General features: G+C 61.8%; 19 protein-coding genes. 12 read left to right on the top strand and 7 right to left on the bottom strand.

The window, feature by feature from the left end; genetic code table 11:
* The first annotated feature begins 121 nt into the window (after window positions 1–121).
* Entirely contained in the window at window positions 122–706 is a 585-nt protein-coding gene (locus tag AAC077_RS11815) for a thymidine kinase (RefSeq protein WP_339769818.1), read from the top strand.
* A gap of 14 nt (window positions 707–720) precedes the next feature.
* The gene (locus tag AAC077_RS11820; protein ID WP_339769820.1) at window positions 721–1257 is read left to right on the top strand and encodes a putative glycolipid-binding domain-containing protein; all 537 of its coding nucleotides are present in this window, start codon (window positions 721–723) and stop codon (window positions 1255–1257) included.
* Here the strand turns inward: AAC077_RS11820 and AAC077_RS11825 are convergent.
* From AAC077_RS11825 to AAC077_RS11845, 5 genes are all read right to left on the bottom strand, one after another.
* A complete protein-coding gene (locus tag AAC077_RS11825) occupies window positions 1254–2207 on the bottom strand; it encodes a D-glycerate dehydrogenase (RefSeq protein WP_339769822.1) in 954 nt (317 codons plus the stop codon). The two genes, AAC077_RS11820 and AAC077_RS11825, sit on opposite strands and share 4 nt — an antisense overlap.
* A complete protein-coding gene (locus AAC077_RS11830; protein ID WP_339769824.1) occupies window positions 2204–2545 on the bottom strand; it encodes a tRNA-binding protein in 342 nt (113 codons plus the stop codon). The genes AAC077_RS11825 and AAC077_RS11830 overlap by 4 nt, the downstream gene beginning before the upstream one ends.
* A complete protein-coding gene (gene proC, locus AAC077_RS11835) occupies window positions 2538–3350 on the bottom strand; it encodes a pyrroline-5-carboxylate reductase (protein WP_339769826.1) in 813 nt (270 codons plus the stop codon). Before proC ends, AAC077_RS11830 begins: the two co-directional genes overlap by 8 nt.
* A 36-nt stretch (window positions 3351–3386) precedes the next feature.
* A complete protein-coding gene (locus AAC077_RS11840) occupies window positions 3387–3887 on the bottom strand; it encodes a YbjN domain-containing protein (RefSeq protein WP_339769828.1) in 501 nt (166 codons plus the stop codon).
* Window positions 3888–4261: 374 nt separating this feature from the next.
* Window positions 4262–4501, bottom strand: a complete 240-nt coding sequence (locus tag AAC077_RS11845) for an accessory factor UbiK family protein (RefSeq protein ID WP_339769830.1) — start codon at window positions 4499–4501, stop codon at window positions 4262–4264.
* Window positions 4502–4597: 96 nt separating this feature from the next.
* Here AAC077_RS11845 and lgt point away from each other — a divergent pair, with 96 nt between their 5' ends.
* From lgt to AAC077_RS11870, 5 genes are all read left to right on the top strand, one after another.
* Window positions 4598–5506: a prolipoprotein diacylglyceryl transferase gene (lgt, locus tag AAC077_RS11850; protein WP_339769832.1), complete on the top strand. Its 909-nt coding sequence runs from the start codon at window positions 4598–4600 to the stop codon at window positions 5504–5506.
* The gene (locus AAC077_RS11855; protein WP_339769834.1) at window positions 5503–6561 is read left to right on the top strand and encodes an SAM-dependent methyltransferase; all 1059 of its coding nucleotides are present in this window, start codon (window positions 5503–5505) and stop codon (window positions 6559–6561) included. The genes lgt and AAC077_RS11855 overlap by 4 nt, the downstream gene beginning before the upstream one ends.
* Window positions 6558–7313: a peptidoglycan editing factor PgeF gene (gene pgeF, locus AAC077_RS11860; RefSeq protein ID WP_339769836.1), complete on the top strand. Its 756-nt coding sequence runs from the start codon at window positions 6558–6560 to the stop codon at window positions 7311–7313. The genes AAC077_RS11855 and pgeF overlap by 4 nt, the downstream gene beginning before the upstream one ends.
* Window positions 7314–7485: 172 nt before the next feature.
* On the top strand, window positions 7486–7626 hold the full coding sequence (locus AAC077_RS11865; RefSeq protein ID WP_339769838.1) for a hypothetical protein: 141 nt from the start codon (window positions 7486–7488) through the stop codon (window positions 7624–7626).
* A 273-nt stretch (window positions 7627–7899) separates the two neighbouring features.
* Window positions 7900–8655 (top strand): Hint domain-containing protein, encoded by a 756-nt coding sequence (locus AAC077_RS11870; protein ID WP_339769840.1) that lies wholly within the window; start codon window positions 7900–7902, stop codon window positions 8653–8655.
* A gap of 34 nt (window positions 8656–8689) precedes the next feature.
* Here the strand turns inward: AAC077_RS11870 and AAC077_RS11875 are convergent, their stop codons facing one another.
* The gene (locus tag AAC077_RS11875; protein ID WP_339769842.1) at window positions 8690–9190 is read right to left on the bottom strand and encodes an Lrp/AsnC family transcriptional regulator; all 501 of its coding nucleotides are present in this window, start codon (window positions 9188–9190) and stop codon (window positions 8690–8692) included.
* Window positions 9191–9437: 247 nt separating this feature from the next.
* Here AAC077_RS11875 and trxB point away from each other — a divergent pair, with 247 nt between their 5' ends.
* Window positions 9438–10445, top strand: coding sequence for a thioredoxin-disulfide reductase (trxB, locus tag AAC077_RS11880; RefSeq protein ID WP_339769844.1), 1008 nt, complete (start codon window positions 9438–9440; stop codon window positions 10443–10445).
* Here the strand turns inward: trxB and AAC077_RS11885 are convergent.
* Window positions 10415–12325: a GSCFA domain-containing protein gene (locus AAC077_RS11885; RefSeq protein WP_339769846.1), complete on the bottom strand. Its 1911-nt coding sequence runs from the start codon at window positions 12323–12325 to the stop codon at window positions 10415–10417. The two genes, trxB and AAC077_RS11885, sit on opposite strands and share 31 nt — an antisense overlap.
* A 133-nt stretch (window positions 12326–12458) precedes the next feature.
* On the opposite strand from AAC077_RS11885, the gene AAC077_RS11890 reads away from it, so the two are divergent.
* The 4 genes from AAC077_RS11890 to AAC077_RS11905 all read left to right on the top strand — a co-directional run bounded on the left by AAC077_RS11890 (window position 12459) and on the right by AAC077_RS11905 (window position 18275).
* Window positions 12459–14123, top strand: a complete 1665-nt coding sequence (locus AAC077_RS11890) for an adenylate/guanylate cyclase domain-containing protein (protein ID WP_339769848.1) — start codon at window positions 12459–12461, stop codon at window positions 14121–14123.
* Between the two features lie 229 nt (window positions 14124–14352).
* The gene (locus AAC077_RS11895; protein ID WP_339769850.1) at window positions 14353–16071 is read left to right on the top strand and encodes a bifunctional sulfate adenylyltransferase/adenylylsulfate kinase; all 1719 of its coding nucleotides are present in this window, start codon (window positions 14353–14355) and stop codon (window positions 16069–16071) included.
* A gap of 340 nt (window positions 16072–16411) precedes the next feature.
* The gene (locus tag AAC077_RS11900) at window positions 16412–16888 is read left to right on the top strand and encodes a hypothetical protein (RefSeq protein ID WP_339769852.1); all 477 of its coding nucleotides are present in this window, start codon (window positions 16412–16414) and stop codon (window positions 16886–16888) included.
* Between the two features lie 7 nt (window positions 16889–16895).
* Window positions 16896–18275: an ATP-binding protein gene (locus AAC077_RS11905; RefSeq protein ID WP_339769854.1), complete on the top strand. Its 1380-nt coding sequence runs from the start codon at window positions 16896–16898 to the stop codon at window positions 18273–18275.

Here is an 18275-nt window from a genome sequence, read left to right on the forward strand (position 1 = left end):
CGGGCCTCTTCTAAACGCCTCTGCGGGCGCTCTTCTCCCGCATCCGCCGCGACAGAAAACCGGCATTCGGCGCGGCACGCAGCCTTGCCTGCCCACGTGCCTTGGCGTACCTCTTGCCCTCATGGCAAAGCTCTATTTTCACTACTCGACCATGAACGCAGGCAAGTCCACGGTGCTGTTGCAGGCCGCGCACAACTACCGCGAGCGGGGGATGCAGTGTTACCTGCTGACCGCGCAATTCGACAACCGCGCAGGCCAGGGCCGCATCGCCAGCCGCATCGGAATCGGGCAGGATGCCGACACCTTCGGCCCGGACGAAGACCTGTTCGCCAAGATCCAGACCCATCTGGCCACCGCCCAGATTGCCTGCATATTCATCGACGAGGCGCAGTTTCTAAGCGATGCGCAGGTCTGGCAACTGGCCCGCGCGGTTGATGATCTGAAGGTTCCGATCATGTGCTACGGGCTGCGGGTCGATTTTCAGGGCAAGCTGTTTCCCGGCTCGGCCACCCTTTTGGCGCTGGCCGACGAAATGCGCGAGGTGCGTACCATCTGCCATTGCGGGAAAAAGGCGTCGATGGTCGTGCGGCAGGATGCACAGGGCAACGTCGTCAAGGATGGCGCACAGGTGCAGATCGGCGGCAATGAAACCTACGTCAGCCTGTGCCGCCGTCACTGGCGCAAGGCAACCGGCGATACCGCATGACCCACCACGCCCCCATGACTGTCTGGTGGGACCGGCTGGACATCAGCGGCACCGACGTCTGCCGCATCACGCAAGAAGGCAACGGTTGGGTGCTGGACGGCACCGCGATCTTTGCAGACCCCGAAACATCCTGTCTGCGCTACCGGATCGATTGCGCGCCCGACTGGTCGACGACGCAGGCGACTGTATCCGGCTGGGTCGGCGGCGGTGACAAACATCTGCGCGTCATCCGCGGCCCAGACGGTTGGACCTGCAACGGCGTGCCGGTGGCCAAGGCAGGCGGCCCGCTGGATATCGATCTGGGCTTTACCCCCGCCAGCAACACCAATGCCATCCGGCGTCTGGACCTGCGCATCGGGGACAGCGCCGAAACCACGGCCTTGTGGCTGGACACTGACGACTGGAACCTGAAACCGCTGCACCAGATTTACACTCGCACGGGACCGAACAGCTATGATTACGCATCGCCGGTTCACAACTATCTTGCAACACTGATTACCAATGATTTCGGCGTTGTCCTGACCTACCCCGACCTCTGGCAAGCACGCTAAACGGCGTTCGGCGCGTCCTGCCCGTCGATCAGCACCGCCCGCAGGTTGCGCAGCGCCATCAGCCCCATATCGGTGCGCACATCCAGCGCCGCCGTGCCCAGATGCGGCAGCAGCACCACATTGTCCAAGGCCACCAGCGCCGCAGGCACCTGCGGTTCGCGCGCATAGACATCCAAGCCCGCACCGCCGATGGTCCCGTTTTGCAGGGCGGCGATCAGGGCATCCTCGTCCACGACGTCACCGCGCGAGATGTTGACCAGATGCGCATGAGGCTGCATCGCGTCCATCACTGCCGCATCAATCAGGTTTCGCGTCTCATTCCCACCGGGCACCGCCAGCACCAGCACATCCACCGCCCCCGCCAGCGCGTGCAGGTCGTCATAGGGCGTCGTGTCAAAGTCCAGATGCTTGGGCGAGCGGGTGAAATAGGCGACCGTCATGCCAAAGCCGAAATGACAGCGCCGCGCAATCGCCTGCCCGATGCGGCCCATGCCAACAATGCCAACCGTCTTGCCCGTCAGGTGCATCCCCAACATCTGCGTCGGGTGCCAGCCTTCCCACTGCCCGGAGCGTACCAGGCGTTCAGCTTCGCCTGCGCGCCGCGCGCTCATCAGCATCAGCGTCATGGCGGTGTCCGCAGTGGCGTCGGTCACCGCGCCCGGCGTGTTGCTGACGATCAGCCCCTTGACCCGCGCCGCCGCCACGTCAATGTGGTTATAGCCCACGCCAAAGTTGGCCAGCATCACCGCGCGTGGCGTGGCTTGCGCAAAAACCTCGGCACTGAACTGGTCACCCAAGGTTGGCAGGATGGCGTCGTAGCCTTCCAGTGCCTGAACCATCTCCGCCTGTGACAGCGGCGCGTTGCTGTCGCGCATGGTGACGTCGAAATGCTTGCGCGCTTCGGCTTCGACTTCGGCAGGCATCGGGCGCGAGATGAAAACCGTTTTCAATGCATCCGCCCCCCGTCCGGCACCGCCTGATCGGGGCGCAGCAACACGATCTCGCCCGCGTCATCGGGCAGGCCCAGCACCAGCACCTCGGACATGAACGGTCCGATCTGGCGCGGCGGAAAATTCACCACCGCAACCACCTGTTTGCCCACCAGCATATCGGGTGTGTAATGCGCGGTGACCTGTGCGCTGGTCTTGCGCTCGCCAATATCTTCGCCAAAGTCGATCCACATCTTGATCGCAGGCTTGCGCGCCTCGGGGAAGGGTTCAGCCCGCAGCACGGTGCCGACGCGAATGTCGACCTTCAGAAAGGTGTCAAAGTCCAGATTATCAGCCATCGGCCAGCTCCTTTGCACGGCGTGTTGCGGCGGCCACTGCGCGGGGCAGCAAGGCCGGAAAGCCGTTTTCTTCGTCCATCAGCACCTCAAGCGCCGCCTGCGTGGTGCCATTGGGCGAGGTTACGTTGATGCGCAATTGGGTGGGGTCTTCGTCCGCATCCTCGGCCAATGCGCCGGCACCGGCCACGGTGGCTTTGGCCAGTTGCATCGCCAGCTCGGGCGACAGCCCCTGGGCCACGCCCCCTGCCGCCAGCGTTTCGATCATGTGGAACACATAGGCAGGGCCCGATCCGCTGACCCCCGTCACCGCGTCGATCTGCGCTTCGTTTTCCAGCCGTACGACCTGACCCACGGCGCTCAACAATTCCTCGGCCACGTCCAGCGCGCCGGCCCCTGCCGCGTTGGCGACAATGGCGGTGATCCCACGACCCACGGCAGCAGGCGTGTTCGGCATCGCCCGCACCACGGGGGTGCCTGCGCCCAATGTCTTTTCAAAATAGGAAATCGGCGTGCCCGCCGCGACGCTTACGAACGTCGTCTCGCCGCCACCCATATGCGCCATGTTGGGCACCGCGTCGCCCATCATCTGCGGCTTGACCGCCACCAGAACGATGGCCGGATGCACGGGCAGGTCGGCGTTGATGTGCACGCCGCTGGATTTCAGCCAGTCCGATGGATGCGGGTCCTGCACCCAGACCGACGTGGCAGGCAGACCGCGTTTCAGCCAGCCTGCCAGCATCGCCGACCCCATCTTGCCACAGCCCAGCAGCACAAGGCCGCGCTGTGCGATCACGTCATTTGTCATGGTTTGCCCTTCCCCGATATGGTTCAGGGCAAAGGTTTACGCGCGGCCATAGGCCTCTGCAATGGCGACATCCAACGCTTCTTTGGGCGTGCGATCGCCCCATGTCAGCAGTTGCAGCGCAGGATAGTAGCGCTCGGCGCTCATCACGGCGGCGTTGATCATGGTGTCGACCTGTTCGGGGCCTGCGATCTGACCGCCGGCCAGAACCAGACCATAGCGGTAGACCATCAGCTTTTGCTCTTCCCAAAAGGTAAAGGCACCGGCCCAGCACTGGTCGTTGATCAGGTTCAGCAGGGCATAAAGATCAGCCAGCTTGTCAGCGGGCGGTTCCATTTCAAAGGTACAGACCAGACGCAGGGTTTCGTCATAACCCGACCACGCCAACGTCAGCGAATAGGTCCGCCACTGACCTTCGACAGCCATTGCGATCTGGTCGTCTGCGATGCGGTCGAAATCCCAGTCGTGATGCGCCGCGATGTTCTCGACAATATCAATCGGGTGAATTTCGTCTTCCAGGTAATGCTCGGAAAGGGCCATGTCGCCACCTCTTTTTCTCGCTCTAGCGACGGGGCCTTGCCGCGCCCCCAAGCGCTAGGTGCCTGCTCTGGGTATCGGGGGATGTTCCCCTAACCTCTACCAAATATGGTGCAGGCGGGGCGGCTCTGTGGCAACCCTTTATTTGGGGATAACTTCAATAAGTTGTGGAAAAGGTTCCAAGGCGCACAAAATGGACGCCTGACGGAAGATCTGAGCGGACTTCGTTAACGACAAAGACCGCCCGCAACCTCTGACAGGTCGGGGGCGGTCTCTTTAACAGTGTACCGCAATCAACCGCTGGCGGGCCGTCTTGCGAATATGGTCAGACCTGCGCAAACGTCGGAACGGCTGTCACGCCTGGCTCCAGCCGCGACTTACTTGCTTTCCAGCGCGTCCAGACGGGCCTTCAGCGTCTCGTTCTCTTCGCGGGCCTTCTGCGCCATCGCGCGCACCGCGTCGAATTCCTCGCGGGTGACAAAGTCGCTGTCCGCCAACCAGCGGTCCATCAGCGACTTCATCGCGGTTTCGGCTTCGTCTTTCGCCCCCTGCGCCACGCCCATGGCGTTGGTCATCAGTTGCGAAATATCATCAAAAATCTTGCCACGCGCCTGCATGTGCATTCTCCTGTAACTGGCTTGTTATCTATATGGGGCGGTATGCCCGCGCCCGCAAGGTTGACTTCCCCCGCGCCGCACATGCATGTCGCACCCATGACCGGTTTGATCCCCTTTCCCGACATCTCGCCCGACATCTTTTCGGTGTCGCTTTTTGGTATGACCATCGCCCTGCGCTGGTACGCACTGGCCTATATCGTGGGCATCCTTGCCGGCTGGCGGCTGGTGGTCAGCGCGGTCAAACGCCCGACGCTGTGGCGCAACGATACGCCGCCGATGACCACCACCCAGATCGAGGATCTGCTGACCTGGATCATCATCGGCGTGATTCTGGGCGGGCGGCTGGGCTATGTCCTGTTTTACCAACCGGCGTATTATCTGGCCAATCCGATGCAGATACTGGCGATCTGGCAAGGCGGCATGTCTTTTCACGGCGGGCTGTTGGGCGTTATCACGGCAGCCTTTGTCTTTACATGGCGGCACGACATCCCGAAAACCTCTGCCGCCGATGCCATCGCGCTGGGTGTCCCGCCGGGGCTGTTGCTGGGGCGCATCGCCAATTTCATCAACGCCGAACTGTGGGGCCGTCCGACCGACCTGCCGTGGGGTGTCGCCTTTCCCGGGGACGCCGCGCAATATTGCCCGGATGTAGCGGGCCTGTGCGCGCGCCATCCCAGCCAGCTATATGAGGCCCTGCTTGAGGGGCTGATTCTGGGCGCTGTCCTGCTGATCCTTGTTTGGAAACGCGGCGCGCTGAAACATCCCGGACGGGTCGCGGGTACGTTCTTTGCAGGTTATGGCCTGTCGCGGTTTCTGGTCGAATTTGTCCGCCAGCCCGACGCGCAGTTCATTTCCCCTGGCAACCCGCTGGGGCTGGCGTGGCACGTGGGCGGCTGGGGGCTGACCATGGGACAGATCCTGTCGCTGCCGATGATCGTGCTGGGCCTGTGGCTGATCCTGCGCGCCCGCCCGCGTGCGGAAACCACCACCACCGCCACCCCATGAGCCTGCTGCGGATATTGACCGACCGGATCGCGGCCTCAGGTCCGATCACTCTGGCCGACTATATGTCCGAGGCTCTGCTGCACCCGACCCACGGATATTACACCACCCGCGATCCGCTGGGCACAGCGGGTGATTTCACCACAGCCCCCGAAATCAGCCAGATGTTCGGCGAGTTGATCGGCCTGTCACTGGCGCAAAGCTGGCTGGATCAGGGCGCGCCTGCGGCGATCACGCTGGCCGAACTGGGGCCGGGGCGCGGGACGCTGATGGCCGACATCCTGCGCGCCACGGCCCGCGTGCCGGGGTTCCACGCGGCCTTGCAGGTCACGCTGATCGAAGCCTCGCCCACCCTGCGCGACATTCAGGCCACAACGTTGCAGGCCCATGCGCCGCAGTGGCTGGACAGTGTTCACGCCCTGCCAGACCGCCCGCTGTATCTGGTTGCCAATGAATTCTTCGACGCCCTGCCCGTGCACCAATACCAACGCGACGGCGACCGCTGGCGCGAGCGGATGGTGGGGGCCGAGGGCACCGGTTTGCACATGGGCCTTGGCCCTGCAACGCCGCAACCCGCGCTGGCGCATCGGCTGGAAGACACCAAGCAAGACGACATCGTCGAGGTCAGCCCCGCCACCGGCCCGATCATCGACACCATCAGCACCCGCATCCGCGACCACGGCGGCGCGGCGCTGATCATCGACTATGGTGACTGGCGGTCGCTGGGCGACACATTGCAGGCGTTGCAAGCCCATCAGGCCACCGACCCGCTGGCCGATCCCGGCACGGCCGACCTGACCACCCATGTGGATTTCGAGGCGCTGACGCAGGCCGCCAACTGCCCTTTCACCCGCGTTACCCCCCAGGGCGTTTTTCTGGAACGTCTGGGCATCACGCAAAGGGCACAGGCACTGGCACAAACCCTGCGCGACGGCCCGCTTCAGGATCACATTGCCGCACATCGCCGGTTGACGCACCCCGCAGAAATGGGAAACCTGTTCAAAGTGCTGGGCCTCTATCCGCAGGGGGCCACGCCGCCACCAGGTCTGGAACCATGACGCTCAAGCCACTGACACATGAAACACTGGACCCGCTGCAACACGGGTTCTTCACCCGCGCGGGCGGGGCATCGTCCGGCGTGTTTGCCGGGCTGAACTGCGGCAGCGGCAGCACCGACCAATCCGAAATCGTGGCGATCAACCGTGGCCGTGTGGCGGCGCAACTGGACGTGCCCGCCGATCATCTGGTCAGCGTGCATCAGGTCCATTCAACCAAGGTTATTCCCGTCACCGCCCCGCTGGCCAACAAACCCAAGGCCGACGCGCTGGTCACCGCCACGCCGGGTCTGGCGCTGTCCGTACTGTCGGCGGATTGCCAGCCGGTGCTGTTTGCCGACCACAAGGCGCAGGTTATCGGCGCCGCCCACGCAGGTTGGCGCGGCACACTGGACGGCGTGCTGGAAGCAACGGTGGACGCCATGGAAGCCCTGGGCGCGTCCGCCGACAACATCCACGTGGTGATCGGCCCGTCAATAAGCCAGCGCGCCTATGAAGTGGGGCCGGAATTCTTCGAGACCCACATGGCCGAAGACGACGCCAGCGCCCGCTATTTTGCCAACGGCACAGGCGACAGGATGATGTACGACCTGCCCGGCTATGGCCTGCACCGACTGCGCAGCCGTGGCGTTGCCTCCGCCGAATGGACGCGGCACTGCACCTATTCCGATCCGGCGCAGTTTTTCTCGTACCGCCGCTCGGTCCACGAACGGGCCGCCGATTATGGCCGCCTGATTGCAGCCATACGGCTGTAACCCATAAAAAACAGGAAACAATTGGGGCAGCGCCGCCTTAATTGTTCCAATTTCGCCGCAATGTTTCTTCAAATTGGCCGAAACCGGTCCCAAGCGTGCCTGAAACCCCTGTCAGAAATGATCTCAACAGCGGCACAGACGCCGCCCAGATGACAGAGCAAAGGGCACCGACATGAAAACCAACACACGCTTCATCAAATCCGTGGTCGCAACTGCCGCTGACGACAAGACAGTGATGCCCTGGGCCCGTGGCCCACGTCGCGCCGCTTTCATCGCCAAGCGCAAGGCCGACCTGGATCGCAAGGCGGCCTGACCCCCGCCTGACAGAATCGAATCTGCACCGCTGACGCCATCGCCCGATTCGGGCAAGAATGCGACAAATGTGGCGACAGATGGCCGCGAGATCATACAATCCGCTCCTTTCGGGGCGGATTGATCCGTTTCAGGGGGCAAATGTTCCCAAAACTTTGACAGTTAAACCAATATTCAGCGATTAGAGGTTCATCAGACACGTGAACCTCAGTTCATCTGTCGTCGTCGGTGGGGGCCGACATCAGATGTGACCGACCAGAACAAGGTTATTCGCATGAACACCACCATGGCCCTTGCCGGGCAACCGCGCCGCTTCCACGCCTATGCCGCCCATAACGCACAGGGCAGCAGCCTGCCGCCGAACCGAACCTATGAATTTGCCGCCCTGCGCGCCGATGGCACCCGTCTTGTGGCCCAAACCAAGGCCCCCGCGCTGCCGCTGATCGAATCGGCCTTTTCCGCCTTTGCCCGTGGCACGGTGTTGGAAGGACGTGATGGCCCCATCGCAATCGAGGATCTGCAACCGGGCGACTGGCTGCGCACCGCCAACGGCGACGCGGCGCAAGCTGTCTGGATCGGTTCGACCAACTTTGTCCCCGCAGACACCGGCAAGCGCACATCGCTGATCCGCATCATGGCCGACAGCTTTGGCCCGTCGCGCCCCGAAAGCTTTCTGACCGTGGGGCCATCTGCCCGTCTGCTGCAAACCCCGCACAATCTGCGCGGCAGCCTTGCCTCGGGGGCGCAAATGCTGACACCTGCGCGCGATTTCGTGGATGGCGTGAATGTCATCGAGGTGACCCCGCCCACGTCGGTGCGCCTGTTCCACATCTGCCTGACACGCCATGCTGCGATCTATGCGGGCGGAATGCCAATGGAAACCTTCCACCCCGGCGCGCAAGCGACCCGCAATGTCAGCCACGCGGTCCGCGATATGTTCCTGGCGATGTTCCCGCGCATTTCCCATGTGACCGATTTCGGTCCGCTCGCGCATCCGCGCGCGCCCGAGCAAGTCGACTCGGCGGCCTGAACCGAACCAACCGGCCCGCGCGGCAGCGCGCGGGTCAGGCGGTCTTGCTCAACCGGTCTTCCAGAACGTCAAAGGGCACGCCTGCTTCGTCCTTGGCCTGACGGATCACCAGCGACGTCTTGACGCTGGCCACGTTCGGTGTGGTCAGCAACTCGCCCGTCAGAAAGCTTTGAAAACCCGACAGATCGGGCGACACGCATTTCAAGATAAAATCAACTTCGCCGTTCAGCATGTGACACTCGCGCACCAGCGGCCACGCACGGCAGCGGTCTTCAAATGCGCTCAGGTCGCTTTCGGCCTGACTGGCCAGACCGACCATGGCAAAGACCTGCACTTCAAACCCCAGTACATGCGCGTCCACATCGGCGTGAAAGCCGCGAATGTACCCCGATTCTTCCAGCGTCCGCACCCGGCGCAAACAGGGCGGCGCAGAAATGCCCACCCGCTTGGCCAACTCGACGTTGGTCATGCGCCCGTCTGCCTGAAGTTCTGCGAGAATCTTGCGATCAATTGGATCAAGCCGCGTATTCGCCATTTTGCCCCCGGAATTTGCGGTTGTTATAACACTGGCCGCGTTGTGCGCAATATTGTTTCGCCCTGACGCAAGAATCTTGCGGCCATGACGACAAAAAACGCCTGTTAGCGCTGCATATCGGACATGCAATTGCGGGGTTCAATCACAAAGCGCGGGCGACTATATCCAAAGGGCTGCATAAACCAGTCATAACACCGCGACCGCGACCAAACGGGGCGCCACGTCAGACCAACCCAAGGGGATCATCATGGGCGAGACACGCAAAACCAAGGTTCTGATCATCGGATCGGGCCCCTCGGGCTACACCGCAGGCATCTACGCCAGCCGCGCCATGCTAGAGCCGATTCTGGTGCAAGGCATCGAACCCGGTGGCCAGTTGACCACCACGACCGAAGTTGAAAACTGGCCCGGCGACACCGAAGTTCAAGGTCCCGACTTGATGGTGCGCATGGAAGCCCACGCCAAGGCGATGGGCTGCGAGGTTATCGGCGACATCATCACATCGGTCGATTTCTCGAAACGTCCCTTTGTCGCACAATCCGACAGCGGCACCGTCTATGTGGCCGATGCGATCATTCTGGCCACCGGCGCGCGCGCCAAATGGCTTGGCATAGAATCGGAAGAGAAATTCAAAGGCTTCGGCGTATCGGCCTGCGCCACCTGCGACGGGTTCTTTTATCGCGGGCAGGAAATCGTTGTGATCGGCGGCGGCAACACCGCCGTGGAAGAGGCGCTGTTCCTGACCAACTTTGCCTCCAAGGTCACGCTGATCCACCGCCGCGACGAATTGCGCGCCGAGATGATCCTGCAAGACCGGCTGAAAAAGAACCCCAAAATCGAAACCCTGTGGTTCCACCAGCTTGAAGAAGTCTATGGCACCGACAGCCCGCTGGGCGTCGAGGGCGTGAAGGTCAAGAACGTGAACACCGGCGAAATCACCGACATCCCCGCCAAGGGCGTCTTTGTCGCCATCGGCCACGCACCGTCGAACGAATTGGTCAAGGACGTGTTGGAAACCCACATGGGCGGCTATGTGGTGACCAAACCCGACAGCACCGAAACATCGATTCCGGGCGTGTTTGCGGCGGGCGATCTGACCGACCACAAATACCGCCAGGCCGTGACCTCGGCGGGCATGGGCTGCATGGCAGCACTCGAAGCGGAACGCTGGCTGGCTGAAAATGCGGATACGGACTTGGAAAAAGACACGTCCCTGCCGCTGGGCTACGGCGCCGAGGTCAAAGAGGGCGCGTAAGCCGCAGGCTTAGCCCGCTCGCCAAACATCTGCTCCAACGCCCCACGGTAAAAGGCGGCGTTGGCGTGGATGTCCATTGTGGACGGGTGCGCGGCGTATTCGTTGCGGATAAAACCACTGTCGGTGCGCAGGGCCGGATCGTGCTGGATCAGCCGCAGCCGGTCGTCCTGTTTGGGCATCATCGACAATGTCGCCCGCAGCGCCGCCGCCTGATGAAAGCGATAGCTTCCACTGTCGACAAAGGCATCGCCCAGCCGCACCCGTGCTGCATGTTCCGGCAGATCGGGCGAGGCGACCCAGATCGCACGTTTGAAAATCGGGTCCATCAGCATTTGCAGCGCCCAGGCGATGCGCGGCTGCAAGGCGCCGCGGTAGAAATCCTCAAGAGCTGCATCATCGCGGCCCACCACGGGCAGTTGCGGTGTCACCTTCTTGCCATCGCGCAGGCCCGGCTGGCCGGTGGTCAGATCACCATGCGCGCGCAGCACCTGATCACCGATGAAATTCCGCCCCACCAGACACAGGGTCACCCGTCCGCGATGCATCGACAGGTCGATGTCCTGCATCCGGTTGCGGTATTCGGGCCGGAACACGATTTTCTCATACCCGCTGCGCCGCCGCAGACGTGGCCAGCGTCCGCCGCTCTGTATCGCCGTGGTCCAGTTGATCGGCACGAACCAATGCGCCGCCGGGTCCAGATCGGGGGCGGCCGCCTGCACCGCTTCCTTGAAGCTGGCCAGATGGCTGTTGCCCGCAAACAGGATCGGATCCTGGGGCGTTGCCCCGATGTTCAGCCGTGGCGCGCCCAACACCGGCTGCGTCTGCGGTTTGACTTTGGGTGCAAAGGCATCCAGCAGCGCCTCTTCACAGCCGTCATCGACCAGCGCCTTGTCAGCGGCGGTGGTTTCCAGAAAACCGCTGCCCCCTGCCCCATGGTGATGGAAAAACACGCCCATCACGGCCCGCACGCCGTCTTCGGTGACGGTGCGCAGGTTGGCGTCATAGAACCGTGACCGGGCGGCGGGGTTGGTGATGATCTCGTAGGACGGGAAATAATCGACAAATTCGTGCCGCGCGGCGCAGTCGCCTGCCACGGCCCGCAGGACGGACTTGGAATAGATCGTCGCGGGCAACACATGCCCGTCGGTTGCCGTGGCGGTCAGCGGCACGGGCGACACCGTCAGCAACACCCGAAACGCGCGCCCGCCGCGAATATCGCGGATCATTTCAAGGCTGTCTTCCAGCGCGGCCATCGTGTCGGCATAGCCAAAGTTGCGAAAGGCATATGTATCGGGGTCGAACGTGCCACCCACCGCGCCGGGTGCAATGGGATAAACGGTGCCGTGCTGGCGATGCTCCCACGCCTCGGTCAGCCCTAGGGTGAACACGAACAGGTCCAGTCCCTCGATCATCTCGCGCACCGCTGTCAGATGCTGCGCGCGCGCCTCAAGCGCTTGGGCTGCCGTGTCAAAACCCTGCGCCGGAATGCGCGGGCGCAGGGCGTCAATCACACGGTCGTCGCGTTTCCAGATGATGCCCTTGGGCGGCTTGCCCCGCTGCACCTCTTGCAACAGTTGCGCCAATTGCGGGGCGGTATAGATGTTGCCGTACCGCGCCGAAAACTGGCCATAGCCGCCCTGTTCCGCCTGCTGCGGCGTTAGCCCCTCGGGCGCGGGTTCGGCATCAATCACGTCAAAGCCGTTTTGCGTCAGAAACCGCGCCAGATGCCGTGCAAAGCAACTGCCCGCCGTGGCCACGCGCATGTCGGGCTGAACCTGCCATTTGGGCGTGTGAATATCGCTCATCGCAACCGGATCACGGGTCTCGACGCCGGTTTTCCAAAAGCCACGCGGCGCAGTCTTGTCATAGGGATTGGTCATCCGGGCTCCACCTGTGGCTGTCATCGGCTTTTTCGCACAGGCCCTGTCACCTGTCGAGCGGGGTCACCCCGCATCGGCCCGTTGACGCCGGTCCTGCCCGCAGGCCATTGTGCGCACAATCAAGGAGCAGTGCATGTCCGATCTGTGGCGCGGCAACTGGGCAACCCGTGCCCGCATCATCAGTGGTCTTGCGCTGATGCTCTATGCGTTGCTGCATTTCCTGAACATCGGGCTGGGCCTGTTTTCGCCCGTCTGGCTGGACAAGGGACAGGACCTGCGCCAGCTTGTGACCCGCAATGCGGTGGGCGAAGTGCTGCTTTACACCGCGCTGATCCTGCACGCGGGCCTTGCGCTGTGGCGCCTGATTGAACGGCGCAGCCTGCGCATGGCGCGCGCCGAGGCGGTGCAATATGCGTTCGGGTTTGCCATTCCGCTGCTGCTGCTGACCCACATCACCTATACCCGCGTCGCCCACGAGGTGTACGGCGTCCACGACGAAATGGGCTATCTGATGTATCTGATCTGGGGCACGCGATCGGCGCTGACCCAAACCGTGCTGCTGTTGATCGTCTGGACCCACGGCTGCATCGGCCTGCACCTGTGGCTGCGCGGGCGCGGCTGGTGGCGGCGCAATACGCATCTGCTGACCGGACTGGCGGTGTTGGTGCCCGCCTTTGCGCTGGCCGGTTTCGTGACGGAAAGCCGCCGGTTGCAACTGGTCGCCCGGGACGAGGACACGCGGCTGGACATGCTGGATGATTATAACTTTCCCGGCCCCACGCAGTTTGACGGGCTGATCCAGATCGACGCGACGCTGTATTGGGGGTTTGTCGTGGTGCTGGCCACGGCGCTGGCGATCCATTTCGCGCTGCGGCTGAACGCGCGGCGTTCCAGCGTGCGCATCACCTATACCGGCGGGCCGACAATCACCGCAGCGCGCGGTCAGACCCTGCTGGAAATGTCGCGCACTGCCGGCGTGCCGCATACCGCGCTGTGTGGGGGCAAGGGGCGGTGCACCACCTGCCGCGTGATGATCGAAGACGGCGCCGACGACCTGCCACCCCCATCAGAGGCCGAGGCGCGCAGCCTGCGGGCCGTGGGGGCAGCCCCCGGCACGCGGCTGGCCTGTCAGATCCGGCCCAGTCAACCGATGACGGTTCACCGTGTCTTTGCCAGCGGCACGCAGACGGCGCGCGGATCGGCCACCCAAGGGCAGGAACGCCCCCTTGCCATCCTGTTTCTGGATATGCGCGGCTTTACCGCCCGCACGGCGGGGCAACTGCCCTACGATGTGGTGTTCCTGCTGAACCGCTTCTTCGACGCGGTGGTGCCTGCGGTCACCGCATCGGGCGGCAAGATCGACAAATATCTAGGCGACGGCTTTCTGGCGCTGTTTGAAACCCCCGACACCGCGTCGTCAGCACAGGCGGGGCTGGCGGCGGCGGCCGGGATCGGGCGCGCGCTGAATGCGTTTAATGCGGGACTGGAAGCCGAAGGCGCACCACCCGTGGGCATCGGAATCGGGCTGCATCTGGGCAACGTGGTGCTGGGCGAAATCGGTGCCGCCGGCCACGCGCCCCGCACGCTGATCGGTGACGCCGTCAACGCCGCCAGCCGCCTGGAAGCGCAGACCAAACCGATGAAAGTCGAACTGCTGATCAGCGCCGCGGTTCTGGACGCCGCCGGACTGGACCGCCCCGACGGCCTGGTGCCGCTGGAACTGCGCGGCGTCGACGGTGTCATTGACGCCCTGCCCGTCCCAAAGGCCGCCGATGCGCCCCAAAAGCCACAGTCGTGACCCCTGCGCCATGACATCAGCACAATCCCGTCATGCACCATTCTGCGAAACGGGTCGAAATCGGGCAAAATGGCCCAAAAATGCCGTTTCAGGGGGGAATTTATGCCGAAATTTGCGCATATGAGATATCGCAGACGCTCTACATCTGGACGCCCCGCGCCCAGCCCGCTATTGCGCCTCAAGTGTTGCCCGCAGGGCTGCTTCCACCCGTTGAACGAAAGAAATCTTCATGCCGATGCAGAATAATCTCGCCCCGATTCCAGAACTCTATGTTTCCTACGATTCCGCTCAAAAACTTAAACTCGAAGCAGCCGAACTGGTCAGCCACGATCTGACCCCGCGCCAGATCTGCGATCTGGAATTGCTGATGAACGGCGGGTTCAACCCGCTCAAGGGCTTTTTGTCCGAAGAAGATTATAACGGCGTCGTGGACAACATGCGCCTAGCCGACGGCAGCCTGTGGCCCATGCCGATCACGCTGGACGTGGGCGAGAAATTTGCCGAAGCGCTGGAAATCGGGCAGGACATCGCCCTGCGCGACCAAGAAGGCGTGATTCTGGCAACCATGACCGTCACCGACCGTTGGGAGCCGAACAAGGCGAAAGAGGCCGAGAAGGTCTTTGGCGCCGACGACGACAAACACCCCGCCGTGAACTACCTGCACAACCAAGCGGGCAAGATCTATCTGGGTGGTCCGGTCACCGGCATCCAGCAACCCGTGCACTATGATTTCCGCGCCCGCCGCGACACGCCCAACGAATTGCGCAGCTATTTCCGCAAAATGGGCTGGCGCAAGGTTGTTGCGTTCCAAACCCGCAACCCGCTGCACCGCGCCCACCAGGAACTGACGTTCCGCGCCGCACGCGAGGCACAGGCCAACCTGCTGATCCACCCTGTTGTCGGCCTGACCAAACCGGGCGACGTCGACCACTTTACCCGCGTGCGCTGCTACGAGGCGGTTCTGGACAAATATCCGGCGGCCACCACGTCGATGTCGCTGCTGAACCTTGCCATGCGTATGGCAGGCCCGCGCGAGGCTGTGTGGCACGGTCTGATCCGCAAGAACCACGGCTGCACGCACTTTATCGTCGGTCGCGATCACGCAGGCCCCGGCTCGAACTCCAAAGGCGAAGATTTCTACGGCCCCTATGATGCGCAGGACCTGTTCCGCGAGCATCAGGAAGAAATGGGCATCGAAATGGTCGATTTCAAACACATGGTCTGGGTGCAGGAACGCGCCCAATACGAAGCCATGGATGAAATCGAAGACAAGGATGATGTGACCATCCTGAACATCTCGGGCACCGAACTGCGCCGCCGCCTGCAAGAAGGTCTGGAAATCCCCGAATGGTTCTCTTTCCCCGAAGTGGTCAAGGAACTGCGCCGCACCAAGCCGCCGCGTTCGAAACAGGGCTTTACCGTCTTTTTCACCGGCTTCTCGGGTTCGGGTAAATCCACCATCGCCAACGCGCTGATGGTCAAGCTGATGGAAATGGGCGGCCGCCCGGTGACGCTGCTGGACGGCGACCTGGTGCGCAAGAACCTCAGCTCGGAACTGGGGTTCTCGAAAGAGCACCGCGACCTGAACATCCGTCGCATCGGCTATGTCGCATCGGAAATCACCAAGAACGGCGGCATCGCCATCTGCGCGCCCATCGCGCCCTATGCCACAACACGTCGCGCCGTGCGTGAAGACATCGAAGCCTTTGGCGCCTTTGTCGAAGTGCACGTCGCGACCACCATCGAGGAATGCGAGCGCCGGGACCGCAAGGGCCTGTACAAACTGGCACGCGAAGGAAAGATCAAGGAATTCACCGGCATTTCCGACCCTTACGACGTGCCCGAGAACCCCGAAATCCGCCTGCAAACAGAGAACGTCGAGGTGGACAACTGCGCCCATCAGGTTCTGTTGAAACTGGAAAGCATGGGCCTGATCGCCGCCGAATAAGGCGCGATTGCTCTGACAGATCACAAGGCCCCGCTGTTCCCCGCGGGGCCTTTTTTGTGCGTCGTTCCAACCGTGCATATCCGCAAACGCGACAGCCGGAAAACCACACGCCTGGCATGTGTCTTTGTCACCTTGGCCGCCGGCAAGCCTTGAAAGAAACAGCTTTTGCGTTTGTCGGGAACTTTCTGCTTAACCGGGGGTTGTAGATGTAGATAAATCCGTTGGTGTTTTATTCGTAACAAGTAATTTTTTTAGCCGTGTCTTCATCAGGCGACTTTCGTTCACACCGCGCCAACCTGCGCGCCTCCGATGCTCCACCGGATTAGCTAAGGAGCTTTATATGAGAAATCTTTTTCTGACCGCCGTTTTCGCGCTCGGGATTCCTGTGGCGGCCATTGCCCAAGACATCTTTTCGGTGATTGGGCCAGATGGCACGGTTGTCAAAACCTATTCCTTGGAACAGCTCGACGCGCTGGACCAGACAACCTATGTGACGAAGAATCCCTTCATTGATGGCACATCCGAATTTTCCGGCCCCTTGGCGCGTGTTGTCTTGGCCGATGCCGGTCAGGACATGCCATCGGACGCGCAAATCAGGGTAATGGCGATCAACGACTACAAGATCGACATGCCGCTTGGCGACATTCTGGACTTTGACGTGATGTTGGCGACCCGTCGTGACGGTGAAACCATGTCGCTGCGAGAAAAAGGACCGATCTGGATCATGTATCCGATCTCGGACCACGCGGAACTGGAAGACGAGGCCATCAACAGCCGACTGGTCTGGCAAACTAAAAGCATGCAGATTGTAGAGTGATCTGAATATGCTGCGTAAACTTAGGCTTCTTGTCCTTGGGTCCCTGTTTGTGCTGCTCGCCTTGATTGTGCTCAGCCTGACCTCGGTGCGCGAACGCGTTTCGGGGCTGGAGGGCGGGAATCCAACTGGGCCGATCTGGTTTGTGACCGGGATCGAATACGATCTGCTGCAACTTGAACTGGCGCTGAACGATTACACGCTTGGGCGCAGCGGTCCCGAAGATGTAAACCGTCGCTTCGACATCCTGTGGAGCAGGTTGGTCGTGATCCAGAAAGGCGAAACCGCAGACAAACTGGACCAATATCAGGTCGACAGGGCTGTCCTTGGGCGGCTGTTTACAGTGCTTCAAGCCAACGACAGTCTTATCGTCAACCTGCCGCAACAGATTGTGCCGAACTCGGATGTGCGCAGGTTTCTTGACGAAATCACCAGCTACAATTCCGACCTGCGCAACCTGTCGCTTGATGTGCTACAGGCCTCGTCGCGGTTGTCGAAAACCCGGCGCGAAGACCTTTCCGCGATAAGCACGCAGAATTCAATCCTAACGGGATTGGTTGTGGCGGCATTCGTGGTGCTGGGCGCCTTGCAAATTCTTGAGACCGCACAAACCAAAAGAGCGCTGAAAGAAAAAGAGCGGCTGTTGCAGGATGCAACGGCTGCAAATGTCGCCAAATCACAGTTCATTTCCGTGATGAACCACGAACTGCGCACGCCGTTGACCTCGATTCGCGGGGCGGTGACCCTGCTGAACGCCGGCGCGGCGGGTACATTTCCCGAAAAGGCCAAAAAGCTTTTGGATATGGTGCAAAAGAATTCAGAACAGCTTTCGCTGCTGATCGAAGATATCCTCGAGATCGAAAACCTGACGGCCGGGCGCATTGATCTGCGCACCGAAGTCGTGGACTTGGCAGCCTTGATCGCGGGCGAAATGTCCAATTTCCAAGCCTACGCCAAAGCTTCGGACATTACGGTGACGCTGACCAGCCAAGACGGCATAGCGCCGGTCAAGGTCGACACCAAACGTATGCGCCAGGTGCTATCGAACCTCGTTCATAACGCGGTCAAGTTCTCCAAACCGGGCAGCACGGTGGGCGTCGACCTGACGCAGACCGACGGCGGCGTGGTCATCGCCGTGTCTGACACGGGCATCGGAATTCCAGATGATACTTTGCCAAAAATCTTCGACTCGTTCTATCAGGTCGACTCGTCGGATTCGCGCAACAAGGGCGGCACGGGTCTGGGTCTGAGCATTGTCAAAAACCTTATCCAGGCAATGAACGGAACGGTGTCTGTCACATCACACCTTGGGCGCGGCACCACATTTTATGTGGTGCTGCCTGCGGCCTCTGGCGTGGCTCTGACATCCGACGTCCAGGCGGCCGAATAG

The sequence above is a fragment of the uncultured Pseudosulfitobacter sp. genome, assembly GCF_963976325.1.
Classification (GTDB): domain Bacteria; phylum Pseudomonadota; class Alphaproteobacteria; order Rhodobacterales; family Rhodobacteraceae; genus Pseudosulfitobacter.

Bases quoted from the DNA above. Each gene is read 5' to 3' on its own strand.
- AAC077_RS11900 (WP_339769852.1), top strand. From the start codon at position 16,412: ATGAGAAATCTTTTTCTGACCGCCGTTTTCGCGCTCGGGATTCCTGTG.
- AAC077_RS11820 (WP_339769820.1), top strand. From the start codon at position 721: ATGACTGTCTGGTGGGACCGGCTGGACATCAGCGGCACCGACGTCTGC.
- proC (WP_339769826.1), bottom strand. From the start codon at position 3,350: ATGACAAATGACGTGATCGCACAGCGCGGCCTTGTGCTGCTGGGCTGT.
- AAC077_RS11865 (WP_339769838.1), top strand. From the start codon at position 7,486: ATGAAAACCAACACACGCTTCATCAAATCCGTGGTCGCAACTGCCGCT.
- AAC077_RS11845 (WP_339769830.1), bottom strand. From the start codon at position 4,501: ATGCAGGCGCGTGGCAAGATTTTTGATGATATTTCGCAACTGATGACC.
- AAC077_RS11815 (WP_339769818.1), top strand. From the start codon at position 122: ATGGCAAAGCTCTATTTTCACTACTCGACCATGAACGCAGGCAAGTCC.
- AAC077_RS11890 (WP_339769848.1), top strand. From the start codon at position 12,459: ATGTCCGATCTGTGGCGCGGCAACTGGGCAACCCGTGCCCGCATCATC.
- AAC077_RS11875 (WP_339769842.1), bottom strand. From the start codon at position 9,190: ATGGCGAATACGCGGCTTGATCCAATTGATCGCAAGATTCTCGCAGAA.
- AAC077_RS11885 (WP_339769846.1), bottom strand. From the start codon at position 12,325: ATGACCAATCCCTATGACAAGACTGCGCCGCGTGGCTTTTGGAAAACC.
- AAC077_RS11855 (WP_339769834.1), top strand. From the start codon at position 5,503: ATGAGCCTGCTGCGGATATTGACCGACCGGATCGCGGCCTCAGGTCCG.
- AAC077_RS11840 (WP_339769828.1), bottom strand. From the start codon at position 3,887: ATGGCCCTTTCCGAGCATTACCTGGAAGACGAAATTCACCCGATTGAT.
- AAC077_RS11870 (WP_339769840.1), top strand. From the start codon at position 7,900: ATGAACACCACCATGGCCCTTGCCGGGCAACCGCGCCGCTTCCACGCC.
- pgeF (WP_339769836.1), top strand. From the start codon at position 6,558: ATGACGCTCAAGCCACTGACACATGAAACACTGGACCCGCTGCAACAC.
- trxB (WP_339769844.1), top strand. From the start codon at position 9,438: ATGGGCGAGACACGCAAAACCAAGGTTCTGATCATCGGATCGGGCCCC.
- AAC077_RS11895 (WP_339769850.1), top strand. From the start codon at position 14,353: ATGCCGATGCAGAATAATCTCGCCCCGATTCCAGAACTCTATGTTTCC.
- AAC077_RS11830 (WP_339769824.1), bottom strand. From the start codon at position 2,545: ATGGCTGATAATCTGGACTTTGACACCTTTCTGAAGGTCGACATTCGC.
- lgt (WP_339769832.1), top strand. From the start codon at position 4,598: ATGACCGGTTTGATCCCCTTTCCCGACATCTCGCCCGACATCTTTTCG.
- AAC077_RS11905 (WP_339769854.1), top strand. From the start codon at position 16,896: ATGCTGCGTAAACTTAGGCTTCTTGTCCTTGGGTCCCTGTTTGTGCTG.